This is a genomic window from Bradyrhizobium sp. AZCC 1721 (assembly GCF_036924715.1).
Lineage (GTDB): Bacteria > Pseudomonadota > Alphaproteobacteria > Rhizobiales > Xanthobacteraceae > Bradyrhizobium.
The window spans coordinates 3,845,071-3,856,418 of record NZ_JAZHSB010000001.1 but is presented as its reverse complement, the minus strand read 5'-3'; the positions used below and the strand labels follow the sequence as shown (position 1 = coordinate 3,856,418).

Genomic DNA, 11,348 nt, shown 5'->3' with positions numbered 1-11,348 from the left:
GACGAAGCAATCCATACCCACCGTATATGCGGAGAGATGGATTGCTTCGCTTCGCTCGCAATGACGGGGATAGGTATGGTGCTCTAAGACGCTGCCCGTTGCGCGTCTTCCTGCAGCCGTGACCGCAGCGATTTCACGGAATCGTTCGGCAGCAGCGTTGCGACCGTCACGGTTTGCTCCGACCGTGCGTCGCGCTGGCCGTGGCTGGTATGGCGCATCACGCTCGACAGCCGCCGCGCGATGGCGTGAGCCGACTTCAGGTCGGCCTCGGCAAACACCACGACAACCGAGCCGTCGTCCTGGGCGGCGCCGAAATCCATTTGTCGCATCAGGCGGCTGATAATCCGCGCGCCGTCGAATTGCGCGCGGGGGTGTGCGGGATCGAACGCAAAGCGCGCCACCGACAATCCGCCGCCGCGTTGCTGGGTCTGGTAGATGGCGCTGGCAAAGTCGCGCTCGAAGGCTTCCGGGGTGAGCAGACCGGTCCGCGCGTCGATCAGGCCGTCGGCGTCGATGGCCTTCAGCGTGCGGCTCAGATGCGCTTCAAAGGCGTGCTGGCGGATCAGCGGCAGCCCAATCGCTGCCACCTGGACGGCGTCGCCGGAGACGATCTCGAGGTTTGGCAAATCATAGGCCGGCGCCAGATCGCCCGCCGCCACGACGACGGGAAGATTGCGGAAACGGGCGTCCTCGGTCAGCACGGTGAGGAAGGCATCGACCACGCGCAGGCTGAATCCTTCGCCGAGCACGATGCCGTCGATGTCCCTGACGTTGAGATGCTTCGCTGCCGCTTCGATCGAAAGCGCCCCGACCACGCCGGTGCGCTCGCCAAGCGCGACCGACAGCGCCGGATAGGCAGCGCCGCGGCCGATCAGCAGCACGGTAGCGTCGCGCGCCGGATCGATATGCGACAACGCCATCGGCGTTGCCGGCACCAGCCGGCGCATTACGGTCGCATGCAACGACCGCACGCGCAGCGCGGCACGCAGGCGAGCCGCCAGCCGGTCGGAGCCGCCTTGCTTGGCGTTCGGGACTTGGCTCTGAAAAAAGGGAATGACGTTGTCCGGAACAGGGTTCTGCGGGTCGATCGCGATCAGCGGCAGATAGGGCTGTCGCGCCGCGACCCGCACGGCCAGCTCCGCCAGTCCGGCTGCATTGGTGCCGGAGGTTTCGGCCAGCACGGCCGCCGGTTGCACCTGCTCGACCGCGCGCGCCGCATCCGTCCACCCGCTCTCGACCACCGGAAACAGTCGCGCGACATCGAGCGTGGCGGCAAAGGAAGGCGGTTTCGCCGTCGATACGACGAGGATCGTACCTTGCTGGGACATCTGAGAACTCGGATCAGGCGGGCAATAGGAAGCTGCGATCCTAGTTTGCCGCGCTTAATGCGGCGTCAACGGGCGCCCCGCCAGCGGTCTCTCAGGCGGCGTTGCTCCGATCCCGAAATGCTTCCACCATCAACGGGTTAAGTCCGAGTTCTGTCAGAGCGTCTCGGGCGCGGGCATTGTCGAGCGCACGGCCGGCGAGCCGGTGGCCGCTGAGGCGGTCCGGCAGCGCGGTCAGCAGCACGCCCTGACCGAGCCGGCGCGCCCACTCCTGCAGGTCCTGCGCCAGGAATCGGTAGCCGCCGACAGCCATCACGCCGGACGGCGGCGCGGTGATATTGACCGCGCCGGTCACGCGGTCGAGCCGCGCCGCGTAATCCGTATCGACGTAGTCGCGCGGCGGCGCCGCGATCAGGGAATCGCTCGGCGGTGGAGGCGGCGCATAGGCCGCGACCGGCACCATCGGCCCGCGCAGTCCCAACGTGCCGCGCGGCGTCAGCAATATCTCGCCCGCGATCGACGATCCCGGCAGGTCGCGCGGCGCCCCGTGGGGGCCCGGCTTGATCAGGGCCGGGGAGCCGTCTTCCGCGATCCGACGGGCACCGAACAATCCGGCCTCGCCGAACAGATAGACATCCGTCAGCGTCGCCTGTTGCGCGGCCCAGCCCGCGCTGGAGCCGATCTGCTCCGGGGTCCGCCACAGGCCGATGACATTGCGCAGGCTCGGCATCCGCGTGCCGAGGTCCAGTTCGTCCAGCCGCAGCGCCAGTTGGGCAGGTGCGATCAGCGTGTCGCAGGCCTGCTCGTTGATCTGCTGTTCCAGCACCTCGTCGTCGAACGGATGGTGCAACACCAGTGTTCCGCCCGACAGCAGCCAGATCGCCAGCGACGAGGCGAGGCCGGCAAATGACATCGGCGAGAAGGCCGATAGGATCGTTGCGCCCTGCGGCACGTCGCTTTCGAGCGACATGGCAAGGCCGCCCGCAATCACGCCGAGATGGGCGCGCGGGACCGGCCGGAAGCCGTCCGAGGTGACATCGAAGGAAATCAGCGCCGCCTTGCGGCCGTCCTGGACCACGGCCCGCGTGGTCGGGGATTCCCGGAAGATGGCGTTGTCGAGCGAGGCCATGCCTTCGGGCAGCTCGCCGCCGAAGCCGCAGACATGGCGGATCGAGAACGCTTCGGCAGCAGCGTTCATGGCGAGATCCGAGTAGATCACGCCGTCGACCTTGCCCGAGGTCACGATCGCCCGCGCGGCGGTGCGGTTGAGCGCCATGGTCAATTCCGACTGCCGCCAGAGCAGCGGCAGCACCGCGACGACCAGGCCGGCGCGGAAGGCGGCGAGCACGGTGAGCGCGAATTCGATGGTGTTCGGCAATTGAACCGCGATCACGGAATTGGACGGCAAGCCGGATTCAATGAAGTGCGCGGCCAGCGACGAGATCATACGGTCGGCCTGCGCGAAGGTAAGACGCTTCGGCGGCTGGCCGGTGATGCGCTGCTTGTTGGGGGGATCGACCAGCGCCAGCGCGTCCGGCTGCCGTGCCAGGTTCCGTTTGAACAACGTATCGAGCGTTGGCGAAGCGGTGGGCTGGGTCACGGCGTTACTTCGGCTCTGTCACGGAGGTTGGATCGCTTGGCGGGTTCACTTCATTTCCGGCTTCTGCCACCAGGTTTCCGGCAGATAGCCCGTCAACGCGGTCGCTGTAGGTTGTTCTATCCGATTCCACCGCGCAATCCATTGCTCCTGCACGTTAAACACTGGAATTGCGTAGAAGCCCGACATCAGGACGCGGTCGAGGGCCCGCACCGCGGAGACGAAAGGCGGACGTTCGCGCGCCTCGAGCAGGGCAGCGATCATGGCATCGATCGCGGGCTCCTTGGCCCCCATGTAATTCCGGGTGCCGGGAATGTCGGCGGCCTGGCTGCCCCAGTAGAAAGACTGCTCGTTCCCGGGAGATAGCGACTGGTCCCAGCGGTTCTGCAGCATATCGAACTCGTAGCTCAGCCGGCGCTGGTCGAACTGCACGGGGTCGACCGCGCGGACGCTGGTCTCGATGCCGGCGCGCTTGAGGTCGCGCTGATAGGAAAGCGCAATCCGCTCCTGGTCGCGCGTCGTCACCAGGATTTCGAAGGTGAGCGGCGTCCTGGACGAACGCTGCCGCAGCACGGCCCCATCGAGATCGTAGCCGGCTTCCGACAGCAATTTGAGCGCGCTGCGCAGCGTCGTGCGATCGCGGCCCGATCCGTCGGTGACGGGCAGGCGGTACGTGCCATCGAGAATATCCGGCCGGATCCGTGCCGCGAACGGCTTCAAGAGTTCGCGCTCGCGCTCGTCGGCCGGGCGGGCGTAGGCGGATAGTTCGGACCCTGCGAAGAAGCCCGCCGCACGCGCATAGAGTCCGAAAAAGTAATTGCGGTTGACCCACTCGAAATCGAACAGCAGCGTCAGGGCCTGCCGCACGCGGATGTCTGAAAACACCGGACGCCGCGTGTTGAACACCAGGAATTCCGAGGGCTGCGGCATTCCGGTCTTGATGGTATCGCGGATCACTTCGCCGTTGCGAGCGGCCGGAAAATCGTAACCGTCATGCCAGCGCAGCGGCTCGTGCTCGGCGCGAAAGTCATAGAGGCTACGCTTGAATGCCTCGAACTGGCCGTTGGACTCGCGATAGAAGTCGAGCCTGATCTCGTCGAAGTTCCACAATCCGCGATTCACCGGCAGGTCGCGGCCCCAATAGTCGGGATTGCGGGTCAGCGTGACGCTGGCGCCGGGCTTGACGGCGGTGACGCGATAGGGGCCGGAACCGACTGGACCGGTCATCGTGGTTTCCTCGAACGTTGCCGGATCGACCGCATGCTTCGGCAAGACGGGCATCAGCCCGAGGATCAGCGGCAGCTCGCGGTCGTTGCCGCCGCCGAAATCGAACCGCACGGTGAGCGGATCGGGTGCTTCGGCCTTTACCACTTTGGAATAATACTGGCGGTGATTGGGGCGCCCCTTGTCGCGCAGCAAGGCCCACGAAAACAGGACGTCCTCCGCCGTGACTGGCTTGCCGTCGGCGAAGCGCGCCCGCGGGTCGAGGTGGAACGAGACGTAGCTGCGCGCGTCGTCGGTCTCGACGGTTTTGGCCAGCAAGCCATAGAGCGTGAAAGCCTCATCGTTGCCGCGCGCCATCAGACTCTCGACCACAAAGCCCCTGATCTGCTGAACCGCGAGGCCGCGGACGATCAGGGGGTTGAGGCTGTCGAAGGTTCCCAAGGCGCCCCAGACCAGCCGTCCGCCCTTCGGCGCTTCGGGATTGGCGTAGGGCATATGCGTGAAACCGGCGGGAAGAGCAGGCGCACCGTGCATCGCCAGCGCGTTGCTTTCGGCCGCTCTGGTTTCGTGGACCGGCGCGAGCGGCGTCACAGCCAGCGCCAGGGCAATGCCCGCGAGCACACGCAGGCGGATACGACCGAAGCGGGTCATAGACGGGTAGGTATCTGATTCGAAAATGCGCACGAAGAAAGCTTTACCATAGGCTTCGGCCTCGGCCTGCGAGGAACCCCCAAAGATGCTTGTCGGCATTGATCTTTTCGTCTGCCGCTGTATTGAAGGCGGGCAGTTGATGACCGCGGGAACGCCGGTCACGTATCCGCCTCAATTGCCAACGAGACAGCCGCCCCAGCGCGGGTTGGTGTCGGTGCCTGTAGCGGTTTCGGGCGCTCCGGTTCAGAAAGGGTTTTCCGCAATGAATTTCCGTATCTTCGCCGCGTCGATTCGGCCGCGTGGGCAGGTCTTAGCCCTGTTGGCGGCCTCGGCATTGTCGGCAACGTTGATCGCGTCGGGCGCGCAAGCTCAGCAGCCCGCGCCAGCGCCCGGGGCCCCGAAGGCCGCCCCGGCGCCTGCCGCTCCGAAAGCGCCGCCGAAGGCTGCTCCCAAGGGTCCCGCCGGCGCTCCCGCGGCACAAGCCCCTCCGGCTGGCGCTCCTGCCGGCGCCGCCCCGCCCCAGGAGCAGCAGGTCCAGCTAATCTACGCGCCCTGGACCAAGTTCTGTCTCAAGGGTCAGGAAGCCGGCGCCAAGCAGGTTTGCTTCACCGGCAAGGACGGCCGCATCGAGTCGGGCCAACCCGTCATCGCCGCCGTCATCATCGAGCCGGAAGGCGAGCCGAAGAAGCTCCTGCGCGTGACCTTGCCGCTCGGCATGCAGCTCGTGCACGGAACCCGGATCATCGTTGATAACAATCCGCCGCAGCAGGGCCCCTATGTGATCTGCTTCCAGAACGGCTGCATGTCGGACTACGAAGCAACCCCCGAGCTGATCGCCAACTTGAAGAAGGGCCAGAATCTGGTTGTTCAGGCGATCAATTCCAACGGCGCGCCGCTGACGCTGCCGCTGCCGCTCGCCGGTGAATTCGCCAAGGCCTTTGACGGTCCGCCGACTGATCCGAAGCAGTTCGAGGAAAACCAGAAGAAACTGCAGGAAGAGCTGCAGAAGCGTGCTGAGGAGCAGCGCAAGAAGCTGGAGGGCACCCAGCCGGGCGCCACTGCAAATCCGGCGGCGAAGTAACAGCCGCGCCATTCGACAAAACAAAAGGCGCCCGACCGGGGCGCCTTTTTCGTTGCCGGAAGAAGAATGCTAGTTGAGCGACGGGTTGCGCGGGCGGTAGCCGCCGGACTTGTCCTTCACGAAAATCTCGGCCACCTGCGAGTGCCGGATCGGCTCGCCGGAATCGTCCGGCAGCAGATTTTGCTCGGAGACGTAGGCGACGTATTCGGACTCCGAGTTTTCCGCGAGCAGGTGATAGAACGGCTGATCCTTGTCAGGCCGAACCTCCTCTGGGATCGACAACCACCATTCCTCGGTATTGTTGAATTCCGGATCGATATCGAAAATCACGCCCCGGAATGAAAACACCCGGTGGCGGACGATCTGCCCGATCTGAAATTTGGCGGTGCGCGCTTTGATCATATCCCGTCGAATAGACCATGATTGTGGCCGATGCTAGGGGCAATAGGACGAATTAACCTTTACGCGTGGTGGCCATATCCGGCGCCATCTCCCCAAAATCACTGACGAAAAGACGCTTTACGAGATGGTCGACATCCTCAACCTCGCGCTCCCCTATTTCGGCCTGATCTTCATCGGCTTTGCCTGCGGCAAGACCCGAGGGCTGCCGGAATCTGGCCTCGCCTGGATGAACTTCTTTCTGCTCTACGTCTCGCTGCCGGCCTTGCTATTCCGCATCATGTCGGAGACGCCATTTTCCGAACTGAACAACCCGCCGTTTCTGATCGCAACCACGCTGGCGACCGTGAGCGCCTTCGTGCTTGCCATGGTGGCAGGCCGCATCATCGGCGAACTGTCGCTGCGCAAGGCGACGATGGCGGGCCTTGCCGGAGCCTACGGCAATATCGGCTATATGGGCCCCGGGCTGGCGCTGGCGGTGCTCGGAGCCAAGGCAGCGGCGCCGACCGCGTTGATCTTCTGCTGCGACAGCATTTTCCTGTTCACGATCGTGCCGCTGCTGATGGCGCTGAGCGATCGCAAGCATCCGTCGCTCCTGTACGCCATCGGCATCGCCGCGCGGCAGATCGTGCTCAATCCGCTGATCATGTCGGCCGCCGCGGGAGCGCTTGTCGCGGCGTTGCACATTCAAGTGCCGGTCGCCATCGACAGGACCTTGCTATTTCTCCAGAACGCGGCGGCGCCGACGGCGCTGTTCGTGCTCGGCGTCACCGTGGCACTGCGGCCGTTCGATCGGGTGCCCTGGGAAGTGCCCGGCGTGATCGCGATCAAGCTCCTGATCCATCCGCTCATCGTATTCGGGCTGATGCTGCTTTTTGGCCCGTTCGCGCAGCCCTGGGCCGCGACCGCCGTACTGATGGCCGCGCTGCCGCCGGCGCTGAACGTGTTCGTGATCGCCCGGCAGAACAATACCTGGATCGAGCCGGCGTCGGTGGCCGTCCTGATCGGAACCTTCGCCTCCGTGGTCACGCTGACCAGCGTGATGTGGTTCATCCAGAGCGGGCGGCTGGTGTTTCCGTAAGCGTGGCGCGGAGACACAAAATCGCGAAAACAACCCCATGCAAAGTAGAGTGAGCCAGGTTCGCAGCCCTCGCGCTGGCGTCCGGAGCTAGCTCACGCGCTTCCAGGTCGGCGCCAGCCCCTCGCGCATGGCAAGCCGCCGCAGCGGGCCGAACGAGGCGAGGAGGTGCATACCGGCCGCGCGCAGCGATTGCATCGGCAGGAAATCGCTAAGCAATGAACGGTTGGCGACGTCGATCGCGATCAGCCGGCTTGCGACGTCGGCACGGCGCGCGGATTGATAGCGCGCCAGTACGGCCGGCGCCCCCGGATCCTCGCCGAGCGAGATCGCATTGCCGGCGATATCGGCGATATCGGCCGCATCGCGCAATCCCATGTTGAGGCCTTGGGCGCCGATCGGCGGCACCACGTGGGCGGATTCGCCGACCAGCGCGACACGATGGCTGGCGAATTGCTCGGGACGCTCGATCGTCAGCGGAAACAGGTTGCGCCCGGCTTCCACCTGGACGCGGCCGAAAATGGAGTGCGATTGTCTTTCCGTGGCTTCCGACAATTCCTCGTCGCCAAGCGAGATCAGCCGCTCCGCTTCTCTGGTTTCCGAGACCCACACCACGCTGCAGCGGTTGCCGGGCAGGGGCACGAATACGCATGGACCTTGCGCGGTGTGAAACTCGGTGGAGATGCAGTTGTGCGGTCGAGAATGGGAAATGTTGAAGGTAAGCGCCGACTGATGAAGGTCGCGACGGCTGGTCTTGATGCCGGCCGCCTCGCGGGACGGTGATTGCCGGCCGTCTGCGCCGATCACCAGCCGCGCGAAAAGCTGCTCGCCCTTGCCGGTACGGATGGCGACGATCGCATCCTGCGGGTCGATTGCGGCGGCCTCATCGTCAAATCGAGTCAAATTGGAAAGTTCGGCGGCGCGCTCTTCAAGGGCAACCATTAACGATCGGTTGTCGATGTTGTAGCCGAACTGTTCGAGACCGATCTCGTCCGAGGAAAACCGCACCTCGGGCGCGCGGATTAGCCGGTCGGTGTCGTCGACAAGGCGCATGATCCGCAAGGCGGCAGCCCTGTCCTGGCAGCGCGGCCAGACCTCGAGACGTTCGAGCAGCTCGGTGGAAGCCCCCAACAGCGCCGTGGTGCGGTTGTCGGCATAGGGGGCGCGGCGGGCGAGCAGGGCGGTTCTCGCGCCGGTAGCGGCCAGCGCGACGGCTGCGGTCAGGCCCGCTGGCCCGCCGCCGATCACGGCAGCGTCATAAACTTGAGATGCGTCATTCATATCGGGACAATTGACGCTCGGGCTGGCATTTTCAAGTCATCAACCGGCCGAAATGTTTCCGCTCAATCGCGCGGCGGAACGCCGCAAAGCGCCGATATGCAAATCGGGGCGATTCCTGATAGCACTGCCGGAGCAATGGACCAGACCACAGAGCCAGATTCCGTCCCCACCAGCCGAATGCGGACCGCCGCATTCGCCGTACACATTTTCACGGCACTGGGCGCGGGCGTCGCGCTGCTGGCGATGCTCGAGGCCGTCCGCGAACATTGGGCCAATATGTTCGGCTGGCTTGGCGTCGCCCTGATCATCGATGCCATCGACGGGCCGCTGGCGCGAAAGCTGGATGTCGTGCGGCTGCAGCCGAACTGGTCGGGCGACGTGCTCGATCTCGTCGTCGATTTCGTGACCTACGTCTTCGTTCCGGCCTATGCCATCACCGCGAGCGGGCTGCTGCTGCCGGTGGCGGCGCCGCTACTCGGCATCGGCATTATGGTTTCCGGTGCGCTCTATTTCGCGGACCGGCGCATGAAGGCGTCCGACAACCACTTTCGCGGCTTTCCGGCGCTGTGGAACGCGGCGGCGTTTTATTTGTTCTTGCTGCACTTGCCGCCGGCACTCTCGACTCTTGGAATTGCAATCCTGATCGCGCTCACATTCGCCCCGTTTCATGTGCTGCATCCGATCAGGGTGGTGCGGCTACGCTGGCTGACCCTGTGGCTGATGGCCATTGGAGCCGTGCTGGCGATCTATACGCTGATCTGCGATTTCAACGTGGGCGCTCCCATCATCGCCGCGCTGTGCGCCATTGCGGCTTACGTAATAGGAAGTGACGCCGTGATCCGGCAAATCAAGTCGTTCAAGGCATGATGGAATTATTGACGAGCCCGGAAGCCTGGGCGGCGCTGTTGACATTGACGGCGCTGGAAATCGTGCTCGGCATCGACAACGTCATTTTCATCTCCGTGATCGTCTCGCGCATCCCGCCGGCGCAGGCCAAACGCGCGCGTCAAATCGGCTTGCTGCTGGCACTGGTGTTCCGCATCCTACTGCTCACCCTGCTGGTGTGGCTGATCGGCCTGACGGAGCCGGTCATCACGATAAGAAATGTCGAACTGTCCTGGCGGGACATCATCCTGATTGCCGGTGGAGCCTTCCTGATCGCGAAGGCGACGCATGAAATTCATGGCGAGGTCGAGGCGAGCGATGGCGAGCTCGATGCCGAACCCAGGGCCAGCGCATTCTTCTGGGTGATCGTGCAGATCATCATCATCGACATCGTGTTCTCCCTGGACTCGATCATCACCGCGATCGGTATGGCGCAGGATCTGGAGATCATGATCGCCGCCGTCGTGATCGCATGCGTCGTCATGTACGTCTCGTCGGGTCCGGTGGCCCGGTTCGTGGCCAATCACCCGACCACCAAGATGCTGGCACTGGCATTCCTGGTGCTGATCGGCGTGGCGCTGGTGGCGGACGGATTCCAATTCCATATCCCGCGCGGCTACATCTATTTTGCCATGTTGTTCGCGGCCGCGGTCGAAATGTTCAATGTGCTCGCCAGGCGCAACCGCAGAAAAGCCGCCGCCAAATAGGCGTTTTTCGACCGATCAGTTGACAAGGCGACGGCGATGGCTTTCGTTTCGCTTCGTAGCTGGGGCGTTCAGCAAATACCGAGGGAGAGACTGTCATGACCAAGGCTGTGCGCGTGCACAAGGTGGGGGGACCGGAAGCCCTGGTGTATGAGGACGTCGAGGTCCCGGCGCCGGGGCCGGGTGAGGTTCGCCTCCGCCAGCATGCCGTCGGGCTGAACTTCATTGACGTCTATTTCCGCACCGGTCTCTACAAGGCGCCGGGGCTGCCGTTCATTGCCGGCAATGAGGCCGCCGGCGAGGTCCTGGCCGTGGGCCCGGGCGTTACCAATTTTCATCCCGGTGACCGCGTGGCCTATTATTTCACGCTCGGCGGCTACACCAGCGAGCGGGTGATCCCGGCCGACAAGCTGGTCAAGCTGCCCGACCACATCACCTATGAGCAGGGCGCCGTCCTGATGCTGAAGGGGCTGACGGTCTGGTACCTCCTGCACAAGACCTTCAAGGTCGAACCCGGCCATCGCGTGCTGATCCATGCCGCCGCGGGCGGCATCGGCCTGTTGGCCTGCCAATGGGCCAAGGCGCTCGGCGCGCATGTGATTGGCACCGTCGGCTCCAAGGCCAAGGCCGATCTCGCTCTCGCCAATGGCTGCGATCACGTTATCCTCTATAACGAAGAGGACTTCGTCGCACGCGTGAAACAGATCAGCCGCAACGAGCTCTGCGACGTCGTCTATGACGGCGTCGGCAAGACCACTTTCCCGGGCTCGCTGTCGTGCCTGCGGCCCCGCGGCCTGTTCGTGAGCTTCGGCAACGCCTCCGGTCCGGTGCCGCCGTTCCCGCTTGCCGAGCTCAACAATCACGGCTCGCTGTTTGCCACCCGGCCCAAGCTCAATGACTATGTCAGCACCCGCAAGGAGCTGCTTGAAGGCGCCGACACGCTGTTTGCCGCCGTCATCAACGGCAAACTGCACGTGCCGATCAATCATGCCTACGCGCTGAAGGATGCGGCGAAGGCGCATATCGAGCTCGAGAGCAGGGCGACCACGGGGGCTGCGATCCTGCGGCCGTGAGTCTCTCCGCCGTCATTGCGAGGAGCGAAGCGACGAAGCAATCCATATCT

Annotated in this window: 10 protein-coding genes; 5 read left to right on the top strand and 5 right to left on the bottom strand. The window is 64.3% G+C overall.

Annotated features, from left to right (window positions below; genetic code table 11):
• Positions 1 to 83: 83 nt before the first annotated feature.
• The 3 genes from V1273_RS18425 to V1273_RS18415 form a co-directional block, all read right to left on the bottom strand.
• A complete protein-coding gene (locus V1273_RS18425; RefSeq protein ID WP_334410495.1) occupies positions 84 to 1,328 on the bottom strand; it encodes a GGDEF domain-containing protein in 1,245 nt (414 codons plus the stop codon).
• 91 nt (positions 1,329 to 1,419) lie between these two features.
• On the bottom strand, positions 1,420 to 2,925 hold the full coding sequence (locus V1273_RS18420) for a class I adenylate-forming enzyme family protein (protein ID WP_334410494.1): 1,506 nt from the start codon (positions 2,923 to 2,925) through the stop codon (positions 1,420 to 1,422).
• Between the two features lie 45 nt (positions 2,926 to 2,970).
• Complete coding sequence (locus V1273_RS18415; RefSeq protein ID WP_334412236.1) at positions 2,971 to 4,797, bottom strand: extracellular solute-binding protein; 1,827 nt, start codon at positions 4,795 to 4,797, stop codon at positions 2,971 to 2,973.
• Positions 4,798 to 5,059: 262 nt separating this feature from the next.
• Here V1273_RS18415 and V1273_RS18410 point away from each other — a divergent pair, with 262 nt between their 5' ends.
• Positions 5,060 to 5,878 (top strand): invasion associated locus B family protein, encoded by an 819-nt coding sequence (locus V1273_RS18410; protein ID WP_334362739.1) that lies wholly within the window; start codon positions 5,060 to 5,062, stop codon positions 5,876 to 5,878.
• 69 nt (positions 5,879 to 5,947) lie between these two features.
• On the opposite strand, the gene hspQ is transcribed toward V1273_RS18410, so the two are convergent.
• On the bottom strand, positions 5,948 to 6,280 hold the full coding sequence (gene hspQ, locus V1273_RS18405; protein WP_028346018.1) for a heat shock protein HspQ: 333 nt from the start codon (positions 6,278 to 6,280) through the stop codon (positions 5,948 to 5,950).
• Positions 6,281 to 6,404: 124 nt separating this feature from the next.
• Here hspQ and V1273_RS18400 point away from each other — a divergent pair, with 124 nt between their 5' ends.
• Positions 6,405 to 7,358: an AEC family transporter gene (locus V1273_RS18400; protein WP_334362738.1), complete on the top strand. Its 954-nt coding sequence runs from the start codon at positions 6,405 to 6,407 to the stop codon at positions 7,356 to 7,358.
• A gap of 87 nt (positions 7,359 to 7,445) precedes the next feature.
• Here the strand turns inward: V1273_RS18400 and V1273_RS18395 are convergent, their stop codons facing one another.
• Positions 7,446 to 8,636 (bottom strand): UbiH/UbiF family hydroxylase, encoded by a 1,191-nt coding sequence (locus V1273_RS18395; RefSeq protein ID WP_334362737.1) that lies wholly within the window; start codon positions 8,634 to 8,636, stop codon positions 7,446 to 7,448.
• Between the two features lie 135 nt (positions 8,637 to 8,771).
• Here V1273_RS18395 and pcsA point away from each other — a divergent pair, with 135 nt between their 5' ends.
• From pcsA to V1273_RS18380, 3 genes are all read left to right on the top strand, one after another.
• The gene (pcsA, locus tag V1273_RS18390) at positions 8,772 to 9,503 is read left to right on the top strand and encodes a phosphatidylcholine synthase (protein WP_334410493.1); all 732 of its coding nucleotides are present in this window, start codon (positions 8,772 to 8,774) and stop codon (positions 9,501 to 9,503) included.
• Positions 9,500 to 10,228 (top strand): TerC family protein, encoded by a 729-nt coding sequence (locus tag V1273_RS18385; RefSeq protein ID WP_334362735.1) that lies wholly within the window; start codon positions 9,500 to 9,502, stop codon positions 10,226 to 10,228. The genes pcsA and V1273_RS18385 overlap by 4 nt, the downstream gene beginning before the upstream one ends.
• Positions 10,229 to 10,323: 95 nt before the next feature.
• A complete protein-coding gene (locus V1273_RS18380) occupies positions 10,324 to 11,298 on the top strand; it encodes a quinone oxidoreductase family protein (protein ID WP_334362734.1) in 975 nt (324 codons plus the stop codon).
• Positions 11,299 to 11,348 lie beyond the last annotated feature (50 nt).